Origin of the sequence: Ventrimonas faecis (assembly GCF_040096075.1) — a bacterium.
Taxonomy (GTDB): domain Bacteria; phylum Bacillota; class Clostridia; order Lachnospirales; family Lachnospiraceae; genus Brotaphodocola; species Brotaphodocola faecis.
Genome location: NZ_JBBMFJ010000022.1, coordinates 39709 through 65750 on the forward strand (window position 1 = coordinate 39709; position 26042 = coordinate 65750).

At 51.6% G+C, this 26042-nt stretch carries 23 protein-coding genes; 20 read left to right on the forward strand and 3 right to left on the reverse strand.

Features of this window, described 5'->3' with window-relative positions; translation table 11 throughout:
* The first annotated feature begins 48 nt into the window (after positions 1 to 48).
* From gmhB to WMO41_RS10870, 9 genes are all read left to right on the forward strand, one after another.
* Positions 49 to 630: a D-glycero-beta-D-manno-heptose 1,7-bisphosphate 7-phosphatase gene (gene gmhB / locus WMO41_RS10830; RefSeq protein ID WP_349229764.1), complete on the forward strand. Its 582-nt coding sequence runs from the start codon at positions 49 to 51 to the stop codon at positions 628 to 630.
* A complete protein-coding gene (locus tag WMO41_RS10835; protein ID WP_177292920.1) occupies positions 596 to 1249 on the forward strand; it encodes an SIS domain-containing protein in 654 nt (217 codons plus the stop codon). The genes gmhB and WMO41_RS10835 overlap by 35 nt, the downstream gene beginning before the upstream one ends.
* Before the next feature lie 73 nt (positions 1250 to 1322).
* Complete coding sequence (locus WMO41_RS10840; protein ID WP_349229765.1) at positions 1323 to 2108, forward strand: glycosyltransferase; 786 nt, start codon at positions 1323 to 1325, stop codon at positions 2106 to 2108.
* Positions 2109 to 2157: 49 nt separating this feature from the next.
* Entirely contained in the window at positions 2158 to 4035 is a 1878-nt protein-coding gene (locus WMO41_RS10845; RefSeq protein WP_349229766.1) for a hypothetical protein, read from the forward strand.
* A 31-nt stretch (positions 4036 to 4066) separates the two neighbouring features.
* Positions 4067 to 4843 (forward strand): glucose-1-phosphate cytidylyltransferase, encoded by a 777-nt coding sequence (rfbF, locus tag WMO41_RS10850; RefSeq protein WP_349229767.1) that lies wholly within the window; start codon positions 4067 to 4069, stop codon positions 4841 to 4843.
* Between the two features lie 25 nt (positions 4844 to 4868).
* Positions 4869 to 5927, forward strand: a complete 1059-nt coding sequence (gene rfbG / locus WMO41_RS10855) for a CDP-glucose 4,6-dehydratase (protein WP_349229768.1) — start codon at positions 4869 to 4871, stop codon at positions 5925 to 5927.
* 80 nt (positions 5928 to 6007) lie between these two features.
* Positions 6008 to 7345: a lipopolysaccharide biosynthesis protein RfbH gene (gene rfbH / locus WMO41_RS10860; RefSeq protein WP_349229769.1), complete on the forward strand. Its 1338-nt coding sequence runs from the start codon at positions 6008 to 6010 to the stop codon at positions 7343 to 7345.
* A 95-nt stretch (positions 7346 to 7440) separates the two neighbouring features.
* Positions 7441 to 8286 carry a LicD family protein gene (locus WMO41_RS10865; protein ID WP_349229770.1) on the forward strand — a complete coding sequence of 282 codons (846 nt, stop codon included), beginning with the start codon at positions 7441 to 7443 and terminating at the stop codon, positions 8284 to 8286.
* The gene (locus tag WMO41_RS10870; protein WP_349229785.1) at positions 8286 to 9224 is read left to right on the forward strand and encodes a glycosyltransferase; all 939 of its coding nucleotides are present in this window, start codon (positions 8286 to 8288) and stop codon (positions 9222 to 9224) included. Before WMO41_RS10865 ends, WMO41_RS10870 begins: the two co-directional genes overlap by 1 nt.
* 130 nt (positions 9225 to 9354) lie before the next feature.
* On the opposite strand, the gene WMO41_RS10875 is transcribed toward WMO41_RS10870, so the two are convergent.
* Complete coding sequence (locus WMO41_RS10875) at positions 9355 to 10914, reverse strand: BCCT family transporter (protein WP_349229771.1); 1560 nt, start codon at positions 10912 to 10914, stop codon at positions 9355 to 9357.
* Between the two features lie 83 nt (positions 10915 to 10997).
* Between WMO41_RS10875 and WMO41_RS10880 the strand changes: the two genes are divergently transcribed.
* Complete coding sequence (locus WMO41_RS10880; RefSeq protein WP_349229772.1) at positions 10998 to 12185, forward strand: ComEC/Rec2 family competence protein; 1188 nt, start codon at positions 10998 to 11000, stop codon at positions 12183 to 12185.
* Positions 12186 to 12208: 23 nt separating this feature from the next.
* Here the strand turns inward: WMO41_RS10880 and WMO41_RS10885 are convergent, their stop codons facing one another.
* Complete coding sequence (locus tag WMO41_RS10885; protein ID WP_349229773.1) at positions 12209 to 12997, reverse strand: helix-turn-helix domain-containing protein; 789 nt, start codon at positions 12995 to 12997, stop codon at positions 12209 to 12211.
* Positions 12998 to 13197: 200 nt separating this feature from the next.
* Between WMO41_RS10885 and WMO41_RS10890 the strand changes: the two genes are divergently transcribed.
* Genes WMO41_RS10890 through WMO41_RS10905 form a run of 4 tightly spaced genes read left to right on the forward strand, consistent with a single transcriptional unit; the run spans position 13198 to position 17442 of the window.
* A complete protein-coding gene (locus WMO41_RS10890) occupies positions 13198 to 14766 on the forward strand; it encodes an acyl CoA:acetate/3-ketoacid CoA transferase (protein WP_349229774.1) in 1569 nt (522 codons plus the stop codon).
* 33 nt (positions 14767 to 14799) lie between these two features.
* Positions 14800 to 15567, forward strand: coding sequence for an enoyl-CoA hydratase/isomerase family protein (locus WMO41_RS10895; RefSeq protein ID WP_349229775.1), 768 nt, complete (start codon positions 14800 to 14802; stop codon positions 15565 to 15567).
* Positions 15568 to 15594: 27 nt separating this feature from the next.
* Entirely contained in the window at positions 15595 to 15924 is a 330-nt protein-coding gene (locus WMO41_RS10900) for a YhdT family protein (protein ID WP_349229776.1), read from the forward strand.
* A 27-nt stretch (positions 15925 to 15951) separates the two neighbouring features.
* Positions 15952 to 17442, forward strand: coding sequence for a sodium:solute symporter family transporter (locus tag WMO41_RS10905; RefSeq protein WP_349229777.1), 1491 nt, complete (start codon positions 15952 to 15954; stop codon positions 17440 to 17442).
* 75 nt (positions 17443 to 17517) lie between these two features.
* Here the strand turns inward: WMO41_RS10905 and WMO41_RS10910 are convergent, their stop codons facing one another.
* Positions 17518 to 18498 carry a zinc dependent phospholipase C family protein gene (locus WMO41_RS10910; protein WP_349229778.1) on the reverse strand — a complete coding sequence of 327 codons (981 nt, stop codon included), beginning with the start codon at positions 18496 to 18498 and terminating at the stop codon, positions 17518 to 17520.
* 192 nt (positions 18499 to 18690) lie between these two features.
* Here WMO41_RS10910 and WMO41_RS10915 point away from each other — a divergent pair, with 192 nt between their 5' ends.
* The 6 genes from WMO41_RS10915 to WMO41_RS10940 all read left to right on the forward strand — a co-directional run bounded on the left by WMO41_RS10915 (position 18691) and on the right by WMO41_RS10940 (position 25951).
* Positions 18691 to 20019 carry an alanine/glycine:cation symporter family protein gene (locus tag WMO41_RS10915; protein ID WP_494338455.1) on the forward strand — a complete coding sequence of 443 codons (1329 nt, stop codon included), beginning with the start codon at positions 18691 to 18693 and terminating at the stop codon, positions 20017 to 20019.
* Positions 20020 to 20204: 185 nt separating this feature from the next.
* Entirely contained in the window at positions 20205 to 21050 is an 846-nt protein-coding gene (locus tag WMO41_RS10920) for a uracil-xanthine permease family protein (protein WP_349229780.1), read from the forward strand.
* A gap of 132 nt (positions 21051 to 21182) precedes the next feature.
* On the forward strand, positions 21183 to 22100 hold the full coding sequence (locus WMO41_RS10925; protein ID WP_349229781.1) for a calcium/sodium antiporter: 918 nt from the start codon (positions 21183 to 21185) through the stop codon (positions 22098 to 22100).
* Between the two features lie 748 nt (positions 22101 to 22848).
* Positions 22849 to 23763 carry an AEC family transporter gene (locus tag WMO41_RS10930; RefSeq protein WP_349229782.1) on the forward strand — a complete coding sequence of 305 codons (915 nt, stop codon included), beginning with the start codon at positions 22849 to 22851 and terminating at the stop codon, positions 23761 to 23763.
* A 32-nt stretch (positions 23764 to 23795) separates the two neighbouring features.
* Positions 23796 to 24671: a shikimate dehydrogenase gene (gene aroE, locus WMO41_RS10935; protein WP_494338456.1), complete on the forward strand. Its 876-nt coding sequence runs from the start codon at positions 23796 to 23798 to the stop codon at positions 24669 to 24671.
* 2 nt (positions 24672 to 24673) lie between these two features.
* Complete coding sequence (locus WMO41_RS10940; protein WP_349229784.1) at positions 24674 to 25951, forward strand: FAD-dependent oxidoreductase; 1278 nt, start codon at positions 24674 to 24676, stop codon at positions 25949 to 25951.
* Positions 25952 to 26042 lie beyond the last annotated feature (91 nt).

A 26042-nucleotide genomic window follows, 5' to 3' on the forward strand; every position in this document is an offset into this window, starting at 1 on the left:
GGAATCTTGCCGGATACAGTCTGCAGCAGTCCATAATAAGGATATACCATGGAAAAAGTAATATTTCTGGATCGGGACGGTACGCTGAACGTTGAGGTCAACTACCTGCACCGGAAAGAAGATCTGGTGCTGCTTCCGGGAGTGCCGGAGGCATTAAAAGCATTTAAGGACCAGGGCTACAAGCTGGTGGTGATCACCAACCAGGCGGGGGTGGCCCGGGGCTATTACACGGAGGACGATGTCAGGGAACTGCACCGCTATATGAATGAGCTTCTGGCGGAGCAGGGAGCGGAGATTGACGGATTTTATTACTGCCCGCACCATCCGGAGCATGGCATTGGAAAGTACAAGATCCAGTGCCACTGCCGCAAGCCGGAGACTGGCATGTTTGAGATGGCGGAACAGGATTTTGACGTGGACAAGGCTTCTTCCTGGATGATCGGTGATAAGCTGATCGACATTGAGGCCGGACGCAATTACGGAGTCCGCACCGTGCTGGTGGGAACCGGCTACGGCGCCGGAGTCCACGAAGAACAGAAAAAGAAGGGAGACTTCCCTTACGATCTGTACGCAAATGATTTACTGGAGGCATACAATGAGATTAACAGAAAAACAGCAGGAAATCTATGAGGAGCTGTTTGTACGCTATCCGGTTCTGGAGAAGAACCGGGAGGCTATTTTAAAGGCTTATGAGGTGCTGGAGACTTGTTACCGCACAGGCGGAAAGCTTCTGGTGGCTGGAAACGGCGGAAGCTGCGCGGACGCGGAGCACATTGTCGGGGAACTGATGAAGGGTTTTAAAAAGCGCCGCCCGTTAGACGAGACACTGCAGTGCTGTCTGGCTATGGAGGATACAAAGCACGGAGCAGAGCTGGCGCGCAGCCTTCAGGGCAGCTTAAGAGCCATTGCCCTGGACGGACATCCGGGCCTTTCCACGGCTTTTGCCAATGATGTGGACGCGGACATGATCTTTGCCCAGCAGGTCTGTGGGTATGGGGACAAAGAGGATGTATTCCTGGGGATATCGACCTCCGGAAACTCGAAAAATGTGGATTATGCGGTGACCGTCGCGAAAGCGAAAGGCTTAAGCGTCATTGGTCTGACCGGAAAGGATGGCGGTCTGCTTGGAAAGCGGGCAGATGTGGCCATCATCGTCCCGGAGACGGAGACCTTTAAGATTCAGGAACTGCATCTTCCGATTTATCATGCGCTGTGCCTGATGTTAGAAGAGGCATTCTTCGAAGAATAGGAAAGGTGCTGACCCTGCAGACGGCAGGGAGCATAAGCAAAACACGAATGAAACAGGAAGGAGACAAGCGGCCATGACCAGTCATACTTTTGCGATCTGTGCCTATAAGGATTCGCCCTATCTGGATGCCTGCATCCATTCCCTGAAACGGCAGTCTGTGAAGTCAAAGATTATTCTCTGCACCTCCACACCAAGTCCGTTTCTGGAAGCTATGGCAAAAATCCATGATATTCCACTGTATGTGCGGGATGGAAAGAGCGACATTCAGGATGACTGGAACTTCGCTTACGGAAAGGCGGACACCCGTCTGGTGACCATTGCCCATCAGGATGACTGTTACCACCGGGATTACGCGGCCGAGGTACAGCGGTGCTGGGAACGATACCCGGACACCACGGTGTTCACTACAGACTGCGCAATCTTAAAAGGGGAAACGCTGCAGAGACCGGGGCTGATCCAGTTTATCAAGATGATCCTGCGTCTGCCGCTTCGCCTGCATGGACTGGCAGACCGGACCTTTGTGAAAAAGGCGGCTCTGGTGTTTGGCAACCCCATCATCTGTCCTTCCTGTACCTATGATAAAGAGGCCCTTGGCGCGCCGCTGTTTGACTCGCCCTACAAATTCGCGCTGGACTGGGACACCATGTGGAAGCTGGCGAACCGTCCGGGACGGTTTATCTGTGTGGAGCGTCCGCTGATCCGCTACCGGATCCACGACGGGGCCACCACAAAGGCCTGCATCGAAAATCACCAGCGCGTGGAAGATGAGACAGCCATGTATGGGAAAATCTGGCCGAAGCCGGTGGTGAAAGTGCTGATGCATTTTTACCGCAAGGCATATTCGGCTTATGAGAAATAATGTAACTGTGAGGGTACTGAACAGTTACGAAATAATTTGGAGTATAATTATGGAAAAGATGGAATTTAGCGGAAAGCAGAAGGCGGAGGCCATGCAGTATCAGTGGACAAAGCGCGCGGACGTCTGGAAGACGGAAGCCCTGGCCCTGATCCTGCTGACTGCGTTCGCGTTTGTGATCAACCGCCATATGGAGATCAAGGGCCTTTACATGGATGATCTCTACCAGTGGTTCTGTTTTAACGATAACCCGTTTTTCGCGGCGGTGTTTACCAGCGGCGGAACCCGTTTCCGTGCCCTCTACAATCTGGTGGCATGGACAGAAATGAAACTATTCGGCACCCATGTAAACTGGTATGTGCCCTTTAACATTGTGCTGAACTCCTGTCTTGCGTACAACCTGTACCGCATGGCAAAACGGTTCAGCCATTCTGCGTATGTGGGGATTTTGTGCGCGGTCATGTTTTTAATGTCCCGCATGTCCTATTACCAGATCGGTCAGGCCCTGGGCCTGATGGAGACCATGGCCATGTGGATGGCGCTGGGGATTCTCTATTTCCTGTTAGAGTATCTGGGAGAAACGGATGAGACGGCTGCGAACCGGGAGTTTTATCTGGCGGCAGTGCTTTATTTCTGTGTCTGCCTGGTGCATGAGCGTTACATGGTGCTGCTTCCGCTGTTTTATTTTTCCCTGCTCTTTAAAATGTCAAAGAGCTGGAAGCTGTGGGCGGCTCCGACGGTGGGATTTGCCCTGATCCAGCTTCTGCGGTTCATTTTTATCGGAACCATCTCCCCGCCGGGAACCGGTGGAACGGATGTGGCAGATACCTTGTCTGTAAATTCAGTGCTGCACTTTGTGTTAAGCCAGATTGCCTACATCTTCGGCATTAACGCCGGGCCGGAGCATTTAAACGGACAGAACTTCCGGGAAGCGCCGCTGTGGGTGACCATTCTCATTGCCCTGGCAGACCTGATGATCGCGATGCTGGTGATTGCTTTTATTATCCGGGTGCTTCATAAAGGTAAGAAAATGGTGCCTTATTTACAGAAGGCATTCCTGTTTGTGGCATTTATCGGAGCCTGCATTGTCTGCTCCAGCGTGACCATCCGCGTGGAGATGCGCTGGGTCTATGTTTCCCTGGCGGCAGCGCTGTTATTCCTCTCCTGGATGTACGGCAGTCTCACTGAGCAGATGGCTAAGCGGGGCCGCTGGGTTCAGGCGCTTCCGTATTTAAGCCTGTTTACCCTGTACGTGCTGTTCATGCTTCCGGTGGAGCATTATTACCGGGGCCTGTTCCCGAACCTCTACTACTGGGCAGACCAGGAACACTATAACGCGCTGGCAGAGGAAACCTACGGACAGTACGGTGTGGGAATTTTTGGAAAGACCATCTACATTGTAGGGGATAAATTTGAGATGGACGATTTCACTCAGGCCGAATTCTTCCGGGTATTTGACCGGCTGAACCGTGAGGACTGTGTGAAGGTGGTTCACATTAAGGATCTGCGGGACATTGGCCTTATCACCGATGACATGCTGGTGATCCAGGAGGACCCGGAGAATAACCGCTTCCAGGATATCACTCATGCGGCATCCATGTTTAAATGCCGTCCGATCTACGGCTTCTACGATGATGGCTGGTTAGATGAGCGCGCGTCTGTTCAGGTGATGGCCGGAAGCACCGGAGAAATCCATTTAAGCTTTCACTATCCGAGGGATCTCACGGACGACCAGTGGCTGACCGTGTATGTGGACGGCGAGCCGAAGGAATATATTAACTTTACAGAGCAGAATGAGGAATGCACGATTCAGGTGGATCCGTATCAGCCGGTGACCCTGCGGTTTGAGAGCAATTTCTATGTGCCGAACGCGCTGGAGAAGCGTGGCGTGACACGGCTGGCCGTGCTTCTGAAGATGACAGCGGACTGAAATGTAAATGATACCATACGGAGGAAAGAAGATGAAGGTTGTAATTCTGGCAGGTGGTCTGGGAACCCGGATCAGTGAAGAGAGCCATTTAAAGCCGAAGCCAATGATTGAGATTGGCGGAAGACCGATCCTGTGGCACATCATGAAATATTATTCCGAATTTGGATTTCATGATTTTGTGATCTGCCTGGGCTATAAGCAGTATGTGGTAAAGGAGTTTTTTGCAGATTATTTCCTGCATACCTCCGATGTGACCTTTGACCTGGCCAACAACAAGATGGAGGTTCACAACAACTATGCGGAGCCGTGGAAGGTGACGCTGGTGGATACCGGATTAAACACTATGACCGGCGGCCGCGTAAAGCGCATCCAGCCGTATATTGGCGACGAGCCGTTCATGCTGACCTACGGCGACGGAGTCTGCAATGTAGACTTAAAGGGACTGCTGGAGTTCCACAAGTCCCATGGAAAAACGGCTACCATCACGACCGTCAGCATCGACCAGCAGAAGGGCGTGCTGGACATTGGCCCGGACAATACCATCCGCTCCTTCCGCGAGAAGGCAGCGTCCGACGGTGCCATCATTAACGGCGGTTTTATGGTGCTGAATCCGGAAGTCTTTTCCTATTTGAAGGACGACACTACCGTGTTCGAGCAGGAGCCGATGACCCGTCTGGCTGCAGAGGGACAGCTGATGTCCTTCTACCACGATGGTTTCTGGCAGTGCATGGACACCCAGCGCGAGATGCAGCTCTTAGAGAAGCTGTGGCAGTCCGGAAATGCGCCCTGGAAGATCTGGAACGAATAGAGAGTGGCAGCAGGGAGAGAATACAATGAAGTATGATTTGAATACATGCAGGGAATTTTATCAGGGAAAGAAAGTCCTGGTGACCGGACATACGGGTTTTAAAGGTTCCTGGCTGTGCCGGATCCTGACTTTGGCAGGCGCACAGGTGACCGGTTACGCAGCCGAGGCCCCAACCAATCCGGCTCTGTTTTCCATTGCCGGACTGGCAGATACGATGGACAGTGTGATCGGGGATGTCCGGGATCTGAAACATCTGAAGGAAGTCTTTGACCGGGTACAGCCGGAAATCGTGCTGCATCTGGCAGCACAGCCCATTGTGCGGGATTCCTACAAGGATCCGGTCTACACCTATGAGACCAACGTGCTGGGAACGGTGAACGTGCTGGAGTGCGTGCGCCTGACTCCTTCCGTGAAATCCTTTTTGAATGTGACCACCGATAAAGTGTACGAGAACCGGGAGTGGGAATACGGCTACCGCGAATGCGATCCGCTGGATGGCTATGACCCGTATTCCAACAGCAAATCCTGCTCCGAGCTGGTGACCCACAGCTATCAGAAGTCCTTCTTCGCGGACGGACACTGCGCGATTTCCACTGCCCGGGCGGGTAATGTCATTGGCGGCGGTGACTTTGCAAACGACCGCATTATCCCGGACTGCGTTCGCGCCATGGAGGCCGGCAAAGAGATTGTGGTGCGAAATCCGTATTCCACAAGACCGTTCCAGCATGTGCTGGAGCCGCTGTTTGCCTATCTGGAGATTGCCCAGAAGCAGTATGAGGATCTGGCGTACCAGGGATATTATAACGTGGGACCGGATGAGTGCGACTGCGTGACTACCGGCGAGCTGGTAACGCTGTTCTGTGATCTCTGGGGCGATGGCGCTTCCTGGGTGAACCAGCATGACGGAGGCCCCCATGAGGCAAACTTCTTAAAGCTGGACTGCTCGAAGATCAAGAAGACCTTTGGCTGGAAGCCCCACTGGCATATTCAGGATGCGATTGAGAAGACCATTGTCTGGTCGAAGGCGTACCTGGCTGGGGAGGATATGAGAAAGGTCATGGATCAGCAGATTCAGCAATACTAAGAGAGAGCAGATGAGATTCGGGGAAACCTTAGAGATCCGGAACGGAAATCTGTCAACAAGATATAGGAGAGAGTAATAATATGGAAAAAACACAGGAGCAGGCACGCCAGGAAATCCTTGACCTGGTAGCGGATTACTGCAGAACCTATCATATTAACAATAAGAAGAAATACGAACCGGGTGACCGCATTCCGTATGCGTCCCGCGTGTACGATGAAGCGGAGATGGTGAATCTGGTGGACAGCGCTCTGGAGTTCTGGCTGACCTCCGGCCGCTACACCGATGAGTTTGAGGAGAAGCTGGCAGAGTATCTGGATGTGCGTTACTGCGCTCTGGTAAACTCCGGTTCCTCCGCGAACCTGGTGGCTTTCATGACCCTGACTTCCCCGCTCTTAAAGGAGCGTCAGGTGAAGCCGGGGGATGAGATCATCACCGTGGCAGCCGGTTTCCCGACGACCGTAACCCCGGCCATTCAGTACGGCGCAGTTCCGGTGTTTGTGGATGTGACCATTCCGCAGTACAACATTGATGTGACGAAACTGGAGGAGGCTTACTCTGAGAAGACGAAAGCCGTGATGATTGCGCACACTCTGGGCAACCCGTTTGACTTAAAGGCCGTGAAGGACTTCTGTGACCGCCATAACCTGTGGCTCATCGAGGACAACTGTGATGCTCTTGGAAGCCGTTACACCATTGACGGTGTGAAAAAATTTACCGGAACAGTAGGTGATATCGGAACCTCCAGCTTCTACCCGCCGCACCATATGACCATGGGCGAGGGCGGCGCTGTTTATACCGACAACCCGCTGCTCAACAAGATCATCCGCTCCTTCCGCGACTGGGGACGCGACTGTGTCTGCCCGTCCGGCCGGGACAACCTGTGCGGACACCGCTTCGACCGTCAGTACGGCGAGCTGCCGCTGGGCTATGACCACAAATATGTATACTCTCATTTCGGTTATAACTTAAAGGCTACCGACCTGCAGGCGTCCATCGGATGTGCGCAGCTTGACAAGTTCCCGGGATTTGTGGAGCGCAGACGCCACAACTTTGACCGTCTGAAAGCAGCACTGGCAGATACCACTGACAAGCTAATCCTGCCGGAGCCGTGTGAGAACTCCAGACCGAGCTGGTTTGGTTTCCTTATCACCTGCAAGGAAGGCGTGGACCGCAATGCGGTGGTTCAGTACGTGGAGAAGAAGGGCGTACAGACCCGTATGCTGTTTGCCGGAAATCTGACCAAGCACCCGTGCTTTGACCAGATGCGGGCAGAGAAGCGCGGCTACCGTGTGGTGGGCGAGTTAACCAACACCGACCGCATCATGCAGGATACCTTCTGGGTAGGTGTTTATCCGGGCATGAGCGATGAGATGATCGATTACATGGCAGCAACGATCCGCGAAGCCATCAACCAGTAGTTTCCGCACCAGCCGCAGGCAGGATGCGCGGATGACAGATACAGGATCAGGCAGCCTTCCGCCATGTGGAGGCCAGCCGGAAAAGAGGTCGGACAGTGCAGTACGATTTAACAAAGGTTCATGAGATTAATTTAAAAATATTAAAAGAGATCGACCGGATCTGCAGAAAATATAAGATTAAATATATGCTGGACGGCGGCACCCTGCTTGGGGCTGTCCGTCACAAAGGCTTTATCCCGTGGGATGATGACGTGGATATCGCGTTTACCCGCAACAATTACGAGGCATTCTTAAAGGTAGTAAAACGGGAACTGCCGGATACGATGGAGCTTTTGATGCCGGAGGATTTCCAGGGCGGAAAAGCGTTTTTCGATTTTACGGCCCGGGTCATTTACAAGAATAGCCGCCGCCATGAGGATTCCCCGGAGGTGCAGTATTACGAGGGCAAATTAAATCACCTGTGGGTAGATCTGTTTATCATCGACGAGCTTCCGGAAAACAAGGCGGCAGCAGAATTTACCCGGCTGCTCCACAAGAGCATTTACCTTCTGGCTATGGGACACCGGTATCATCTGGATTTCTCCAAGTACAGCCTGTTCCACAAGCTGGCGGTGGGAGGCGGTTCCGCAGTCGGAAAGCTGATCCCGATGAAACTGATTTTTAAAATGCAGCATGCTGCAGCGCTGAAGGATAAGCATGGCCGCAGCAGTCTGTGCTATTACAGCAACTACCAGCCGGATTATCTGTATGTGACCATTCAGAAGGAATGGTGCGAAGAGATTACCGACATTGAATTTGAGGGCGAGACACTGATGGCTTCAAAGCATGCCCATGAGGTTCTGACCTGGGTATACGGCGACTACATGAAGCTGCCGCCGGAGGCCGAGCGGGTACCGGCCCATTCCACAATAGACATTCAGGTATTTGACGAGGAAGCATGATGGAAAAGAAATTATCGGTAGTGGTATCGGTATACAACGAAGAACAGGCACTGCCCATGTTTTACGAGACAACGAAGCTGATCCTGGAGATTCTTCCCTGGGACTACGAGCTGTTGTTCGTCAACGATGGAAGCCGGGATGACAGTCTTTCCATTTTAAGAGAGTATGCAGCCCGGGATGAGAAAGTGAAGGTGGTATCCTTCTCCCGCAACTTTGGTCACGAGGCAGCCATGATCGCGGGCATTGACTATGCGGATGGAGACGGCATCGTCTGTATGGACGCGGATCTGCAGCATCCGCCGGAATGTCTGCCGGAAATCGTGCGGAAATTTGAGGAGGGATGCGGGGTCATCAGCATGGTGCGGACGAAGAATAAGTCCGCAGGGCTGATCAAGAACATCACCTCCGCTGGATTTTACTGGGTCATCAACACCCTTTCGGAGGTAAAGTTTGAGCCAAACGCGTCGGACTTTTTTGCGGTATCCAGGGAAGCAGCCGAGGTGCTGCGGAAGAATTACCGGGAGAAGGTGCGTTTCCTGCGGGGGTATGTGCAGAGCATTGGATTCCAGAAGACCACCATTACCTATGAGGCTCACGACCGGGTCGCAGGGGAAAGCAAGTACAGCATCCGCAAGCTGCTGGCTTTTTCCATGAACACCATCATGTGTTTTTCCAACCTGCCGCTGAAGCTTGGCATTTACGCCGGAGCCTTTGCGGGACTTTTGGGAGTGGCGGTAATGATCTACACGCTGTTCACCCGCCAGGGCGCGCCCAGCGGTTACGCCACCATCGTGATCTTAAACTGCTTTATGTTCGCAATCCTGTTTCTGATCGTGGGTATTATCGGAGAGTATATCGCGATTCTGTTCAGCGAGCTGAAGGACCGGCCGATTTATATCGTGGAAGAGACACAGAATGTGGAGAAGAAGTCTGTGTAAGAATAGTGCAGAAAAATTGACCAGAAAAATCCGCCGGAGTCGTACAAATCCGGCGGATATATTTCTGTGAAAAGCAGGCGGAATGCCCGGCGGATACTATGTGTCGGGTGGAATTTTGCACTGCCTGGAATCAGGATTTTGAATTGTGCGCCTGCTCCTGCAGATACGCGTCTGCGTCCTTAAAAAACGAGGTGATGATCAGCAGCATGATGATCCCCACCGGGAAGGCCGCGATGATGGATACGGTCTGCAGGTTGGACATGGAGTTTTCTGAGAAGATCAGCGCCAGTGGCAGCAGGATCAGGAAAATAGCCCAGAACAGCTTGACGTTCCGGTGCGGCTCTTCATCGCTCTTTAACTCCTTGTAAGTGTAGGTGGAGGCCACCATGGTGATGGAGTCAAAGGACGTGGAGTAGAAGGTGATCATGGACAGCACCAGCAGGACAAGCACGGCTTTGGAAAGCGGGAGCTGTCCGAGAATATCCAGGATGGCATGATACAGGTTGCCGTCTGCAGCGTAGGTGGAGAGCACATCCAGCTTTCCATGCATCTGCAGGCCGAGACCGTAGTTTCCCATAATAATAAAGGAAGTAAAGGTTCCGGAGAGACCGAATACATAGCCGCCCAGAATGACCTGGCGCAGGGTGCGTCCTTTGCTGATGGAGCCGATGAAAAACGGCACGGCCACACACCATACCATCCAGTAGGCCCAGTAGAAAATGGTCCAGGTCTGCGGGAAGGAGGAGGTTCTGAGGGAATCGGTCCAGGTGGCCAGGCCGATAAAATTCTGGGTTAAGTTGCCCAGAGCAGTTATGCCTTCTTCAATGATGAAGCGGGTCTGGCCGCCAAAGAAGAAGACATAGGCCAGCAGGCCGAAGAACAGCCAGGTGCAGGTGGCAGCGGAGAGCTGAACGCCCTTCATGCCGAAGTACACGCTGAAGGTATAAATGGCGCAGACCACAATGAGGATCACCAGGGTGAGTCCGGTGCTCTGCGGGATGCCGGTCACCGTGCTGATGGCGCCCGCCAGGAGCGGGGTTGCCAGGGAGAATGTGGTGGCAGTTCCGGCCAGGAGCGCGAAGACCGCGATCAGGTCGATGAGCTTTCCAGCCAGACCGTCTACTTTATTTCCAAGAACCGGGCGGCAGGCTTCGGAGTATTTCTGACGTGTCCGTTTGCGGACATGAAGCATGAAGCCGAAAGCCGCGGACAGCACCAGGTAAAAGCCCCAGGGGATCGGTCCCCAGTGGAACAGGGGATAAGTGGCAGCCCAGTCATGCAGGGCCCCCATCTCGGCGGTGTGCGGGTCCGAAGCGTACAGGATCCACTCACAGCAGGAATAGAACAGGATGTCGGCAGCCAGGCCGGCAGTGAAAATCATGGAGCCCCACTGGAAGCCGGAGTACAGCGGTTTGTCGGTATCGCCCAGGCGGATCTTTCCGAACCGGGAAAACGCGATATAGAGGGAGCAGACAAACACACCCAGACCGATGATGAGATAATAGCTTCCCATCTCATCGCCCAGGAAATTACGGATGGCGCTGATGGTGTTTGTGGAGCTTTCCGGACTTATGACAAACCAGGCACAGAGCGCCAGGATACATAAGAAGGGAACCAGTGTGGTGAACCAGTCGATCTGGTGGAGCAGAGATGTCTGCCCGGCAGCAGCTTGGTCAGTGTAATGTTTCATAATAGCCTCCTGTTCAAAAAAACTTAAAATCGAATTATATTGAACATAATATCACCGCATTGCGGAAAAAGCAAGGGGATTCTATGAGAAGATTTGGCAGAAGACACAGATTTAGAAGAAGCGGCAGCCGGAAGATCGGATGGCAGATGGAGATGTCCATTGACCGTGCCGCATCCAGAAGATACCGCAGTTACCGGCGACACAGGAATATGTGGTTTGTGATCCTGGGCGTATTGCTGGTGCTGCTCCTTACCTTTGGCTGCGTGTTTGCGGTTAAGCGGGCAGTACGGGCAAGGGGCGCGGATGCGTCGGAATCCGCCCATAAAACGGAGCAGACCGGAAGTACCGGAACCTATGAAAATGTGGAACTGGTGACGGAAGGCGAGAAGGTAAAAGAGCTGGAAACCCAGGGAAAGACCGCGGAAGAAATCGCGGCTCAGACGGAGCCGATCCTTGGCGGAGCGGAGCTGACCATGCTGGCCGGACAGACGAAGGCCCAGATGATGTCCTTCCTTCTGGAGACGAAGAAAGGCAGCCTGATCGTAGTGGACGGCGGTTGGTGGGATGATGCCGACTACTTAAAAGAGCAGATCAAAAAGCGCGGCGGCCATGTATCAGCCTGGTTTCTGACCCATGCTCACACCGACCATGTGGGAGCGCTCTTAAACATCCTGCAGAGTGAGGCCGACGGGGAGGACACCGGTATCACCATCGATCATATTTACTATGATTTTGCTTCCCTGGACTGGTACAAGACCCATGAGCTTGGCGATCTGGGAACCGCGGATGCCATTCTCACCGCGCTGGCAGGACTTCCGAAGGATGAGGCATGCCCGGTGAAAAAGGGCGATGAGATTCTGGTGGATGATGTGTGCATTACCGTATTAAACGACCGCTATGAGCCGGATGATAACCATGTGGGCGAGCGGGACGGAAATGATGCCAGCATGGTATACCAGATGCTGGTAAACGGTGTCACGATTCTGTTCACCGGCGATCTGCAGGTGGACGGCGGAAATCATGTGCTGGAAACGGTGGCGAAGGAAGATTTAAAAGCCGACATCGTACAGATGGCACACCATGGACAGCATGCCGTAACGAAAGAGTTTTACGAGGCAGTCAGCCCGAAAATCTGCCTGTGGCCGACACCCCAGTGGCTGTGGGACAACGAGGATGGAAAATATACCACACCAGAGACCAAGGCGTGGATGAAAGAACTGGGTGTAGAAAAGCATTACTGCATGAAAGATGGAGACCAGGTGATCCGATAAGGATCGCCGGTCTCCATTTTTTGTTATATTCTTTTGAGCGACTGCAGAAGCTGAACACGGTTTTTGACGCCCAGCTTCTGGTAAATGTTATGGACATGTTTTCTCAGCGTGGAATCGCTGATGTAAAGCTGCTCACAGATATCAGGTCCGTTTTTTCCATTGTTCATCAGCTGAAGAATCTCCAGTTCCCGTTTGGTAAGCCCCTTTTCCTCTGCGAACTGAGTCAGATTGGAACGTTTGGAATATGCGGAAAAGGTCTTTGGCGTTACTTCAAAGTTTAAAAGATAGAACAGCTTCAGCTCGATATGGATCTTCAGCATTTCCAGCATAAACAGTTCCCGGTCACTGAAGTCCTCCTGTCCTTTTTTCCGCCAGATGGCAATGGCGCCAAGTGGCTGGTCGCGATGGACAAAGGTCATATAGATTGCGTAGTACAGATCCTGTGGCTTTAAAATATCTGTATAAATTGGAGTATTAGTCCAGGTGTTGTCCGGGGTGATATTGGAATAACGGAATACGCTGCTCCAGGGACTGTTTAAATAGGAAGTCCAGCGCGGAGAGTAGGATCCGGTCATATATTTATCAACATAATATTGCAATTCCGGAGTTTGGGGAACGATAGCGGCATTGCTTAAGGTAATACTGCTGTTTGTTCTGGATGCTTTAAACACAAGACCCTGGGAAAAGGGAATGATACCTTGAATCTGTTCAAGAATTGTTCTGGAAAATTCTGTATAGTCTTTGCAGCGGTTCATGCGGTAGATAAGCTGCGAGAGCGCCTGCCATTCGTAGTTAAGTAAATTTTCTGCCATAAAGCCCATCCTTCCATAAACACTGTATATAATGTACCACAAAACTGCTATTTTGTCAAAAAAACTGCTAGTTTTGCAGTATAAATGCACGGAAAATGGAACTGGGATTCCGGGAAAAGAAACAGAAAATCCATATAAATTTTTGCGAAATTTTGTATAATTATGATAAATGATAAAAAAATAACGAAGGAGGAGTGGAAGTGAAAGGATTTGTTACAGCAAAGGAAGCAGCAGAATTGATTAAAAGCGATGATACCGTTGCTTCCGCAGGAATGGCACTGATGGGACTTTGTGAGGATGTAATTCGCTCCACGGAAGCCAGATTTCTGGAAACCGGAGAACCAAAAAATCTGACGCTTTTCTATGGCGCGCACCAGGGAAACAACCCGATCACCGAATACGGCTGGGATCACTGGGCACATGAGGGAATGCTGAAACGCTGGAACGGAGGATTTTTAGGAGCATCCCCGAAAATCATGGAACTGTGTAATACAAATAAGATTGAAGCGTATTGCTGGCCAATGGGAAATATCCTTCATATGTATCATGAGATCGCAATTGGCCGTCCGGGCTTGATGACCAAAATCGGACTGAAAACCTATGCGGACCCGCGTCTGGAGGGCAGCAAGGTAAATCAGGTATCCAAGGAAGATATCTGTAAGGTGATTGATTTTGAGGGCGAAGAGTATCTGTTCTATCCGAAGCCGGTGCTGAATGTGGGACTGATCCGCGGAACCACCGTAGATACCCATGGAAACCTGACCTTCGAGGAGGAGAGTATCAACAGTGAAGCCCTCTCCCTGGCAATGGCAGTGAAGCAGTGCGGCGGCATTGTTATCGCACAGGCAAAATATAAGGCTGCGGCAGGAACCATCCATCCGAGAACCGTTCATGTTCCGGGAATCTTTATCGACTATGTTGTGATCAATGAAGATATTCATACCCATCAGCAGAATGAGGCATCTGCTTACAATCCGGCTATGGCAGGAAATGTAAAGGCAGATCTGGCCGAATTTCCGAAACTGCCGTTAACGGAAGCGAAAGTGATTGCCCGCCGTGCGGCTATGGAGTTAAAGGCAGGAACCAGCATCAATCTTGGTATCGGTATCCCACAGAATATTGCGTCTGTTGTAAACGAGGAAAAGTGTGGGAAATATGTTACTTTAACCAGTGAGTCCGGAACCGTTGGCGGCGTTGCCATTACCGGAAAAGCATTCGGAAACTGCTGGAATCCGGAGTGCTTCCTGGATGAAGATGTACAGTTCACCTGGTATTGTGGCGGCGGACTTGGAGCTGCGTTCCTTGGACTCGCGGAGACCGATGAACGCGGAAATGTCAATGTCAGCAAATTTGGCCCTCGCTTTAACGGCCCGGGCGGATTCATCGATATCACACAGCCGACAAAGAAAGTTATTTTCTGTGGCGCCTTTATGGCAGGCAAGCTGCAGACCGAAGTAAAAGACGGAAAGATCCACATTGTAAATGAAGGTAAGTTCCGCAAGTTCGTATCCAAAGTTGGACAGGTAACCTTCAGTGGTGATTATGCAGTAGAATCCGGCCAGGAAGTTATGTATATCACGGAGCGTGGTGTATTTGAACTGACAAAAGATGGCCTGATGCTTACAGAAATCGCGCCTGGCATTGACCTGGAGAAAGACATTCTGGCAAATATGGATTTCAAGCCGATCATTTCCCCGAATTTAAAGGAAATGGATGCAGCATTGTTCCAGGAAGACTGGGGTGGCTTAAAGGCAATTATGGAAGGCTGAACACAACAATCATAAAAAACGGAGGGAAGAGATATGTCAGATATTTTAATGGAAGTAAAAGATAAAATTGCTTATGTAACCTTAAACAGAGGACCGGCAAACGCATTTGTAAACGAGATGTATGTAGAGTTTGCAAATACCCTTCTGGAACTGGGCGAGCGTGATGATGTTGCGGTTGTTGTGGTTCGTGCCAATGGAAAGATCTTCTGCGGCGGAAATGATATCAGCGCATTTGATTCCTTTGATTCCCGCACCAAGGCAAACTACTCCGCAGAGTGCTGCGGCAAGGCAGCTGGTGCCGTGTGGGATTGCAAGAAGCCGGTTATCTGCGCGGTTCAGGGCGCGGCAATGGGCGCAGGCATGTGTATCGCGGCAGCCAGTGACTTTATTATCGCAGGCGAGGGCGTGAAGTTCGGAATTCCGGAAGTAAAACTCGGTATCCCGGCAGCAGGCGTATTTGCCCGCATGATCGTTCCGTTACATAAGGCAAAATGGATGGCATTTACCGGCAATCCGGTTACGGCAGAGGAGCTGTATCAGTACGGCACTGTTATGAAGGTTGTTCCGAAGGCAGAGGTTTGGGATGAGGCAGATAAATTTGCCCATGAGATGGCCGCATCCTGCTACCGCGCAGTCAGCATCTTCAAGCAGAACTTCTGCCGCAACCTGGATGCCCGCCTGTATGACCAGTTCATGGTAGAACAGAACAGTTTCATGGATAACATGATGTATTCTCATGATTTCAAGGAAGCAATCGCAGCATTTACTGAGAAGAGAGCACCGGAATTTAATGGAAAATAAAAGCCATATTGGCAGAGGGGATTACATATGGAGAAAAGAGAAATAGATCCGAAGAGTCGTGATTATGAGTTTTCTGAGATTGAGCCGGATGAGCGCTTTGTACAGACCGCAAAGGAATTCTGGGTTACCATCGGGACCTTCTGTGTATTTACCGTTCTGATGATCCTGAACCTGTACATGGTGAATGGACCTGATCCGCAGCATTATACGTATGTCTTTGGCTTCCCGCTCTGGATTTTCTGCCAGATCTGCCTTCTGATCGGCATGGTAGTTGCCGTAATCCTGATTACCACATTTGTTTATCGGGATATGGATATCACGGAGCATGGAACTGTAAAACCAAGAGAGAAGAAATAATGCCAGGGAGAAAGGGGGCAGGCTTTTATGGAAATATCGAGTAGTACAAGAACTACGATTGTAGTTGTGTTTGCAATTTATACGATCCTGCTGCTGGGGTATAGTCTTTATTCCCGGCGGGCTATGAAAGAAGGAAAGGGAGACTATATCAGTAAGTTTTATACCGGAGGACGTGACGGTGGTATTCTGATGACTGCCATGATGGTTTCCGCAGGCGTTGCGGGAGCAGGTGTGTTCATGGGAGTGCCGGGCTTTACTTATACCTTCGGCGCTATCTGGATGGTGTGCTGTTTCTGGTCCATGTGTTCCAACTTCATGGTACTGGGACTGATCGGTAAACGTGTGGGTATTGTAGCCCGCAGAACTAATTCCCAGACCTTTGTGGAACTTTTGATGCACCGCTATAATAAGAACAAGCTGGTTGGCTTTTTATGCAGCTTTGTTGTACTGTTCTTCCTGGGAGCCTTTGCGGTTTCCACCATCACGGGCGGCGGACGTATTTTCCAGATCCTGACCGGACAGGATTACCGTATTGGACTGGCAATCTTTACCGTTCTGGTAATCATTGCGGCTGTTACGGGTGGTATCAAGGGCGTAGCAACAGCAATTGTCATTCAGGGTATTGTCATGACGGTATCTGTTATCATCCTGTTCTTCATGGGAATCCGCAGTACTGGTCTCAGCTATACCGGAACGATTCAGGCGCTGATTGAGCAGCAACCAGAGTGGTTCATGCCGGTGAAGGGCGTCGGAATGGTATTCTCCTTTGCGTTCCTCTGGGGCATGGCTACCTTTACCCTGCCGCATGTTACCATGACGGCACTGACGTATAAAGATTCCCGCACCCTGCATCAGGCAATCAAGGTCGGAACTGTGGTTGTGGCAATCTGGCTGTTAGGCTTAAATGGACTTTGCTTTACGATTAAGTACCTCTTTCCGGAGGGAACTCTTGCAACCCCGGATCTTGGAATTCCGACTCTGGCTGTTACGGCAATGCCGCCGTGGGCAGCAGGACTGGTTCTTGCCGGTGTGTGCGGCGCGGTTCAGTCTTCCGTAGGCGGAATGGTAGTTTCCCTTGCAGGTACTTTTGTAAGTGATGTATACAGCAAACTCATTAATCCGAATGCAAAACCGGAGACCGTTAAGAAGCTGAATATGTGCAGCATCATCGTAGTTGCAATCATTGTATTCCTGTTTGCATGTGATCCGCCGGAACTTCTGGCTTCCCTGATTACCTACGCAAGTGGTGGTATGACCGTAGCCTTCTTCCATGTACTGCTGTTAGGCCTGTTCTGGAAACCGGCCAATGAGTACGGCGCAGTAGCCGGAATCATCAGCGGCATTGCACTGTTCCTTCTGATTGATAAGGGCATCCTCCCGTTATCTCTTGGAATGAACGCGGCAGTTATGGCAACACTTCTTTCCACCGTCATTATGGTGGTAGTTTCTCTGGTAACTCCGAAAACACCGTATGGCATCATTGCCACCTGGTTCGGAAAAGATTATCCGGAACAGTAAAATCCGCATATAGAAAAACAGCGCCGGTATGGAACAAAAAGATTCCGTATCGGCGCTGTTTTGTTCTTAAAGTGATTAATCCGGAACAAAAAGTCCGCTGTGATAGGAGTAGCTGCCCAGTTCATCCAGCAGCCGGTCCATTTCTTTTCTGTCAGTTGGCAGTTCGCCGGTCAGATAGGAATTGATGATGGCGTAGACATTGCTGCTCTTGTGCAGGCACTGGCGAAACAGATCCGGGAAGGAGGATTTGGAGGCAAGCCTGCGGTCCCAGGGATTGCACCAGATATCATGATCGATGTTTAATACTTCCCGCGGGTTATTGATCTCATCCGTGACCAGCTTCTGCGATGCCACCGGCTTTTTCAGAACCAGTTTTTCCACGAAGGCAATTTTGTTGCGTTTGGATCCTTTTGGGTCTGCCAGGGTCCGGCAGCCGAAGCGCAGAGCCAGGATGGAGCGGTGGATCATGGCCGGGGTCACCTGAAAGTTGTTACTGTAGGTGATGGGATAGTAAGCCTCGTTGATGCATTCAGCCAGGAACCGGGAGATGAACTGGGTCTCCATGCCGTTTAAACAGATGGTGGCGGCCTGATTGAACTGGGACGGTTTTTTGTGCTTGTACTTCCAGAGGAGGATCGCATCGATGTCATTTTCCAGGGCAGCGTGGCGGCCGTGGGCCTGGCTGTTTGGCGCTTTGGCATCGTAGCCGATGCGCCCGTACACGTAAGGATGGCAGATGGAGTCCCCGATATAGTGGTTTAAGTAGCCGCAGAAGTAAGCCAGTCCCTCTTCTCTCTGCTGCCGGGATTTGATTTCACTCAAATGACGCAGGTAACAGACAAAGAAGTCCTGAATGTGATGCTCATGCATATAGGAGCCTACGTTGCGGTAGTCCCGGTGGCGCAGGATGGGGATGTTGTAGAAGAATATATCCGGTCCCTGCAAGCCAAGCTGGTAGAGCCAGCGGTATTTGGCAATGATGTATTTTAACTGATTGTTGGGAAGGTCGTTGTAGGCCTTCATTCCTAAGATATAGTGTGTCGTAAATCCGGGCATAAAGCCACCTCGTTTTCTGAGGAAGCTCTGAATAGAGCATCCACGATGTAATGGAACCTGAAAACATCGGTTCCCGTAGCTGGATTATAGCATATTATATGCAAAAATTCGAGGGGACGGAGCACTTTTGGTGACAAATAAAGGCTGTCGTGTGCATAAGCTGAATAGAAAATCTGATATCCGGGGATAACCATGCAGCAGACTATGCAGATGTTACACGAAATCGTCTGGGGGCCATGGACGATGTTTTTGTTTTTGGGGACAGGACTGTTCTTTACCGTGAAATCCGGTGGATTTCAGATCCGGAAACTGCCGTACTGGTGGAAAAAAACGGTGGGAAGTTTGGGGAACGGTTCGGTTTCTTCGTTCCAGACCTCCTGCACCGCCCTGGCGGCCACCATTGGCACCGGCAACATTGTCGGCGTGGCAACGGCTCTGACTGCAGGCGGCCCCGGTGCTGTGTTCTGGCTTTGGATTTCCGCCCTCATCGGCATGGCTACGGCTTACGCGGAGACCAGCCTGGGGCAGAAGTACCGTTATCGCGGGCCGGACGGAGCATGGCAGTGTGGTCCTATGGTGTCTATGGAGCGCGGGCTGGGCTGCCGGAGCATGGGACTGATTTACGCGCTGTTTGCGGTACTGGCTTCTTTGGGGATGGGCAGCATGGTGCAGGCGAATGCGGTCAGTGAAACACTCCGCTATGAAGCCGGCATGAAAACAGAAATTGTGGCGGCTCTGGTCACAGCCCTGACGGCGGCGGTGGTGTGGGGTGGAATCCGGCGCATTTCCCGGATGGCTTCCTGGTTTGTGCCGCTGTCTGCAGGGATTTATTTCCTGTTCTCCGTGTGGGTGCTTGCAGTGTGCCGCCGCCGTATTCCGGCGGTGCTGTTGCAGATTGTAAAAGAAGCCTGGACACCCGGAGCCGCAGGCGGTGGAATCGCCGGATTTCTTTTTTCACGGAACGTGCGCTTTGGGCTGGCCCGGGGCGTGTTTTCCAATGAGGCGGGACTTGGGACGCTGGCGGTACTTCACGGGGCGGCAGAGGATACTGGGCCGGAGGAGCAGGGCATGTGGGCCATGTTCGAGGTGTTCTTTGATACCAATGTGATCTGCACGCTGACGGCACTGGTAATTTTGTGCGTGGGAGGGGCGCCTGGTCTGGATGGTGCTGCCCTTACTTCCTTTTGTTTCACAAAAATTCTGGGCAGCTTCGGCGGGATTCTGGTATCTGGCAGTATGGCAGTGTTTGCTTTTGCTACTATCATAGCCTGGTACTATATAGGAAGACAGATGTTTTCCTACCTGGCGGAGCACTTGTGCCCCGGGGCAGATATAGAATATCTGTATACCGTTCTCTACCTTCTGGCAGTCTGGCTGGGGTGCGTCTGCCGTCTGGAGCTGGTCTGGATCGTATCGGATCTGGTAAATGGACTGATGGCATATCCAAATCTTCTGTCGCTATGGCTGCTGGCAGAACATGTGAGGTTTCCACGGACGGAAATTGCTGACGAAGAGAAATAAATACAATACTAAAAATAAATTATGCAGGCTAACATAAAATCAGTCATGCGACCTAAAAAAATGTATGAATTCAACAAAAAACTACCATCTATTTGGCATTCTTTTCCATAGTTTTCATAACAGTAAAGTGTTAAACTAGGCTTCATAACATGTTATGACCGTGAAGAAAAGAGGAATCAGACACTATGGAATCGAATAAAAAATACGCAAAAGTAACAGAATTTGACGGAGTACCGAGAGCCGGGGAACTGCTTCCGCTGGCATTCCAGCATGTGGTAGCCATGATCGTGGGTTGCGTGACTCCGGCTATCCGCATTGGTATGATCGCCGGATATATTCTGGCACTGGTTCTGGGCATGGTTTCCTTTGACAATGTGGCAGCTGCTTCCTGGTTCCAGCTTCCGCCGGTGGGGCAGTTCGGCATTAAATTTGTGCCGAGCGCCATTGCGGCCATGACCATTATGTGCATCATTGAGGCCGTGGAAGCCATCGGTGACCTGACATCCACCACATGCGGCGGTATGGACCGTGATCCGTCGGAGCAGGAAATCAGCGGCGGTATTGTGGGAAATGGTCTCTGCAGTGTGATCGGAGCGTTCTTTGGCGGACTTCCGACCGCAACCTTCAGCCAGAATGTGGGCATTGTCATTCTGACCAGAGTCATCAACCGTTACGTTCTGGGTGCTGCGGCCGTATTCATCCTGATTGCGGGATTTATCCCGAAAGCAGCTTCCGTGCTGACCACGATTCCATCCTGCGTTCTGGGCGGAGCAACCATTTCGGTATTCTCCATGATTGCCATGACCGGCATCAAGCTGATCCAGAAGGCAGGATTTACCAGCCGGACCATGATGATCGTGGGTGTTTCCGTGGCCCTTGGCTCTGGTATTACCCAGGCAGAGGGATGCCTGCAGCTGTTCCCGCAGTGGTTTGTAACCATCTTTGGCGGATCCTCCGTTGTGGTTACCACCATCCTTTCCATCTTCCTGAACACGATCCTTCCGAAGGAAAGCGAAGGAGAGGAAGCATAAAAGTTTGACAATAAGCACTTTTCCAGAGCCGGCACCGCCTTGACAAGTACAGCAAAACCACCTATACTGTATTTCATTTAGGAATAAACGCTATTGTGAATACAGTCCCCATTGTAGGCGAGGAGAAAAATTATGCTGATGTACGTCTGGCTGGTTGTCGGCTTTGTGCTTTTGATCAAGGGAGCAGATTATTTTGTGGAGGCGAGCTCTTCCATTGCGCGGGCGCTGCGGGTGCCAAGCATCATCATTGGACTCACCATTGTGGCCTTTGGAACCAGCGCACCGGAGCTGGCGGTCAGCACGACGGCTTCTCTGGCCGGCAGCAATGAGATTGCAGTGGGCAATGTGATCGGCTCCAATCTGTTTAACCTGCTGGTGGTTTTGGGATGCTGCGGTGTGGTCCGGCCCTTTGTGGTGCAGCTGCGGTGGGATTACGCCGCGTCTGTTGGTGTGGCAGTGGCCCTGCTTCTGATGATCTTCCGGGATCATTTTATCAGCAGGCCGGAGGCCATTTTTCTGCTGGTGCTGTTTGCCGGATTTCTTGGTCTGACAATCCGGGACGCTCTGGCGAACCGGACGGAGGAAGATGATGATATCCGCGTGCTTTCTCCTCTGCGCAGTGTGGTTTATATTTTTGGCGGCATGGCGGCCATTGTCTGGGGCGGCAATCTGGTGGTGGACAGCGCGAAAGCCATTGCCCTGTCCTTTGGCCTTTCCCAGACTCTTGTGGGGTTGACTGTGGTTGCTCTTGGAACCTCTCTGCCGGAGCTGGTGACTTCCGTGGTTGCATCCCGGAAAGGGGAAAATGGTCTGGCCCTTGGCAATGTCATCGGTTCCAACATCTTTAACATTCTCATGGTGCTTGCCACATCCGCGGCAGTCCATCCCATTGCGGTGACGGAGTTTGCGGTGATTGATACCATCTGTCTGATCGCGGCCAGCGTGATTACCTGGTTTTTATGCCGCAGCAAGCTTCGCCTCAGCCGGGCAGAGGGCCTGGTGATGCTTGCCATGTATGCGGGGTATCTGGTTTATATCTGCGTGAGATAGGTTTTGGAAAACAGAATAATAGAAAACGAGTAACTGTTCAATAGGTCTGCGCACTTGCTGCGCTGACCGTAAGAAAACATGAGCTGGCAAGCAAAAATCCCATTGCCGCAGGCAATTTTTAATGGATTTTTGCTCGTGACTGTGAAGGTACTGAACAGTTACGAAACGAAAAAGCAGGTGCCGGGAAATAGCACCTGCTTTCATTGTTAAAAAGGGAGGAGAGCTGATAACCTGCGTTATCAGCTCGAGTATTATGAAAAAAATCTTTTAAGCGTTTTATAAACAACTCTTTCGTTCCTGTTGTTTATGGTTACAGTATAGGAAGAAATCGTGAAGAAATCGTGTTGAATCTGTAAAAGGTTTTTGAATGAATTGTGAACGAAATATGAATGAAAGATCGGACTGTCCGAATGGGAAAAAGGAAAGAAATCTGGAAAACCACTTGCCATCCCGGAAAATCTGATGCACAATGTAACGAGTGCAAGAGAGCCGAAAGCGTGCTTGCACGGTTGCGGCGAACGACGAGGCAATCGAGCGACGCAAGTCGCGAGAACGAGTGCAAGAGAGCCGAAAGCGTGCTTGCACGGTTGCGGCGAACGACGAGGCAATCGAGCGACGCAAGTCGCGAGAACGAGTGCAAGAGAGCCGAAAGCGTGCTTGCAGGCTTAAGGCGAACGACGAGGCAATCGAGTGACGCGAGTCGCGAGAACGAGTGCAAGAGAGTGAAAGAGAGGGAGGATGAGTTACTGTGGGACCAATACTGATGAGGGCCGCCTGCTTTATTATGGTAATTATTCTGGGGCATCTGCTGCGCCGGATTGGCTTTTTTAAAGAAGACGATTTTCATGTGTTGTCTAAGATCGTGCTGAAGATCACACTGCCGGCATCGATTATCACCAGTGTGGCCGGAAGGGAAATCCAGCCCTCCATGCTGGCAATCTGCCTGCTTGGATTTGGCGGAGGAGCGTTGTATATGGGTATTCTGTACATCCTGAACCTGCATGCATCCAAAGAAAAACGAGCGTTTGAGGTCCTGAACGTTTCCGGCTATAATATCGGAACCTTTACCATGCCTTTTGTGCAGAGTTTTCTCGGACCGGCCGGAATGCTGGCTACCAGTCTGTTTGATACAGGAAACTCCTTTGTCTGTCTGGGTGGTTCTTACAGCGTTGCGTCTATGATCAAGGGTGGAGGAGAGCCATCGTCCTCCTTTAAGCGCATTGCTTCTACGCTGGTACGCTCGGTGCCGTTTGATACTTACATACTGATGACCGTGCTGAATCTGCTTCACATTGGTCTCCCGGATCCGGTACTTTCCTTTGCCGGGATTCTGGGAAATGCGAACCCGTTTCTTGCCATGCTGATGCTGGGAGTCGGGTTTCATCTGTCTGGCAGCCGGGAACAGATTGGCGTTATGGCCCGGATTCTTGTGGTCCGCTATGGAGTTGCACTGATTCTGGCTGTGGCATTTTTCAATCTGCTGCCGCTGGAACTGGAATATCGCCAGGCCCTGGCTTTTCTGGTGTTCAGCCCAATTTCTTCCGCCGTGCCGGCATTTACGGCAGATCTGGGAGAGGATTTTGGACTGTCCAGCGCGCTCAATTCGATATCGGCCCTGATCAGCATCTGTTGTATCATCACGGTGCTGGTACTGGTTATGTAAGGATATAGAATCATTTATAATTAAGAAGGAGAATGACTATGGAAATCAGTGGACATACAAGACTGTTATGCCTGATCGGAAGTCCGGTAGCCCATTCCGGCTCACCGGCTATGTACAATTACAGCTTTGAGAAGCTGGGACTGGACTACCGCTATCTGGCCTTTGACATTAAAGAAGAAGATACCAAAAAGGCCATTGAGGCGTTAAAGATGATGAACTTCCGCGGCTGCAACATTACCATGCCGGGAAAAACCGTGGCAGCTTCCTGCTGTGATGAGCTTTCCAAAGCGGCGCAGCTGACGGGGGCCATCAACACCATTGTAAATGAAGATGGAAAACTGGTGGGACATATCACCGATGGAACAGGCTGGATCCGCAACTGTCTGGAGCACGGATTTGATATTCACGGGAAGAAACTGGTGATTGCGGGAACCGGCGGCGCTGGTACTGCCATTCAGATCGCGGCAGCCCTGGGTGGAGCGAAGAAAATTGCGATCTTTGCGCGGAAATCTTCCCCACGTTTCGCAAACGGTGAGGAGACGGTGCGTAAAATCCGGGAACATGTGCCGGAGTGCCAGGCAGAGATTTTTGACCTGGAGGATGCAGAAGCGCTGCGTCGGGAGCTGACGAACGCAGATTTGTTCTGCAACGCCACAAAAGTAGGCATGAAACCGATGGATGACCAGAGTGTGATCCCGGATGTAAGCATGATGAGACCGGAACTGGTGGTTTCCGATATTGTATACAATCCGCGGGAAACAAAGCTGTTAAAGGAAGCAAAGGAAGCCGGATGTAAAGTTATTCCGGGAATCGGTATGCTTCTGTGGCAGGGTGCCGAGGCTTTCCGCCTGTACACCGGTCAGGAGATGCCGGTAAAGGAAGTGCAGGAGCGGTATTTCAGCGAATAGGAATGGCGGATAGTAGAATGGAACGATTGGAACAGTATGATGTGGCGGTGGTGGGCGGAGGTACTGCCGGATGCGCAGCGGCAGCCGGAGCAGTCATGACGGGAGCCAGAGTTGTTCTGATAGAACGGAATGCCTATCTGGGCGGGGAGGCAACCCATTCCGGTGTCGGAGCTTTCTGCGGCTTTACAACCTGCGGGAAAAATCCGGTCCGGGTAGTAGAAGGTGCCGGAAACCTGGTCCTGGAGGAATTGGAAAAGCTTGGAGCTCCGGCGCAGAATCGTTTGTCTGCTTCTGGTAACTGGAACATTTCTTTTCAGCCGGAATATTTAAAATGCGCGCTGGATCATCTTTTGCAGAAGCTGCAGGCGGATCTGCTTCTCCATAGTCTGGTCATTGGCGCGCAGACAGAGAAGGACCGGATCTGCGCATTGACCTGTGCGGATGATGAGGGAATGTTTACGATAAGGGCGAAGGCATTCGTGGATGCATCGGGGGATGCGAACCTGGTGCGCCTGGCCGGAGCCAGGTTTTCGTGGGGCGATGAGCATGGACAGGTTCAGGCAGCTTCCCTTCCGTTCCGGCTAAGCGGAGTTGACATTACAAAAGATATGTCTCCCAGGGCTGTGAAGCGCGCGGTGGACCAGGCCAGAAATGCCGGTATGAAACATCTTCCAAGGGAGAGCGGATTCCTGCTGACGCTGGAGGGATCCCAGATGGTCTGTGCCCTGATCCCGAGTGTGATGCCGGAAGGCTTATTTGCCCGGGAGCTTACCAGAATGGAACAGGAGCTGAGAGAGCAGGCTGTGAGTTACGCATTGGCATTGAAACGCTACATGCCTGGCATGGAGCACAGCGAACTGGTTATGATCGGACCTTCCATCGGATTTCGGGAGACCAGAAAGCTGGTGGGCCGGACGCAGCTGACGGGTGAGGATGTGCTTTCCGGACACAAACGGGCAGATGGGATTGCCCGCGGCGGCTGGAAACCGGAGATTCACAGGAACATGACAGAGATGGCTACTTACCTGGCAGTAAAGGAAGGCAGCTGGTTTGATATTCCTCTGGGGGCATTGCAGTCAGAAACATTGGAAAATCTGTATGGAGCCGGAAGAATGATCTGGGCAGATGATACAGCCTTTGCGGCCGTAAGAGTCATGGGAACCTGCTTTGCTACCGGGCATGCGGCCGGAGTGGCTGCGGCATTGCGGGCAAGGCTGGGCCAGACGCCCTGCGCAGAGAAGGTACGGGAGGAATTGCAAAAGCAGGGTGCGTTGATATAAATGGTATTGGACTATGGTAACTGTTCAGTAGGTCTGCGCATTCACTGCGCTGACCGTATGAAAACATGGGCTTGCAGGCAAAAATCCCATT

Excerpts from the sequence above, each read along its gene's own strand:
- WMO41_RS10845 (WP_349229766.1), top strand. The coding sequence starts at position 2,158 with ATGGAAAAGATGGAATTTAGCGGAAAGCAGAAGGCGGAGGCCATGCAG.
- rfbF (WP_349229767.1), top strand. The coding sequence starts at position 4,067 with ATGAAGGTTGTAATTCTGGCAGGTGGTCTGGGAACCCGGATCAGTGAA.
- rfbH (WP_349229769.1), top strand. The coding sequence starts at position 6,008 with ATGGAAAAAACACAGGAGCAGGCACGCCAGGAAATCCTTGACCTGGTA.
- WMO41_RS10895 (WP_349229775.1), top strand. The coding sequence starts at position 14,800 with ATGTCAGATATTTTAATGGAAGTAAAAGATAAAATTGCTTATGTAACC.
- WMO41_RS10905 (WP_349229777.1), top strand. The coding sequence starts at position 15,952 with ATGGAAATATCGAGTAGTACAAGAACTACGATTGTAGTTGTGTTTGCA.
- gmhB (WP_349229764.1), top strand. The coding sequence starts at position 49 with ATGGAAAAAGTAATATTTCTGGATCGGGACGGTACGCTGAACGTTGAG.
- WMO41_RS10925 (WP_349229781.1), top strand. The coding sequence starts at position 21,183 with ATGCTGATGTACGTCTGGCTGGTTGTCGGCTTTGTGCTTTTGATCAAG.
- WMO41_RS10880 (WP_349229772.1), top strand. The coding sequence starts at position 10,998 with ATGAGAAGATTTGGCAGAAGACACAGATTTAGAAGAAGCGGCAGCCGG.
- WMO41_RS10900 (WP_349229776.1), top strand. The coding sequence starts at position 15,595 with ATGGAGAAAAGAGAAATAGATCCGAAGAGTCGTGATTATGAGTTTTCT.
- WMO41_RS10940 (WP_349229784.1), top strand. The coding sequence starts at position 24,674 with ATGGCGGATAGTAGAATGGAACGATTGGAACAGTATGATGTGGCGGTG.
- WMO41_RS10870 (WP_349229785.1), top strand. The coding sequence starts at position 8,286 with ATGGAAAAGAAATTATCGGTAGTGGTATCGGTATACAACGAAGAACAG.
- WMO41_RS10840 (WP_349229765.1), top strand. The coding sequence starts at position 1,323 with ATGACCAGTCATACTTTTGCGATCTGTGCCTATAAGGATTCGCCCTAT.
- WMO41_RS10915 (WP_494338455.1), top strand. The coding sequence starts at position 18,691 with ATGCAGCAGACTATGCAGATGTTACACGAAATCGTCTGGGGGCCATGG.
- WMO41_RS10875 (WP_349229771.1), bottom strand. The coding sequence starts at position 10,914 with ATGAAACATTACACTGACCAAGCTGCTGCCGGGCAGACATCTCTGCTC.
- WMO41_RS10835 (WP_177292920.1), top strand. The coding sequence starts at position 596 with ATGAGATTAACAGAAAAACAGCAGGAAATCTATGAGGAGCTGTTTGTA.
- rfbG (WP_349229768.1), top strand. The coding sequence starts at position 4,869 with ATGAAGTATGATTTGAATACATGCAGGGAATTTTATCAGGGAAAGAAA.
- WMO41_RS10885 (WP_349229773.1), bottom strand. The coding sequence starts at position 12,997 with ATGGCAGAAAATTTACTTAACTACGAATGGCAGGCGCTCTCGCAGCTT.
- WMO41_RS10920 (WP_349229780.1), top strand. The coding sequence starts at position 20,205 with ATGGAATCGAATAAAAAATACGCAAAAGTAACAGAATTTGACGGAGTA.
- aroE (WP_494338456.1), top strand. The coding sequence starts at position 23,796 with ATGACTATGGAAATCAGTGGACATACAAGACTGTTATGCCTGATCGGA.
- WMO41_RS10910 (WP_349229778.1), bottom strand. The coding sequence starts at position 18,498 with ATGCCCGGATTTACGACACACTATATCTTAGGAATGAAGGCCTACAAC.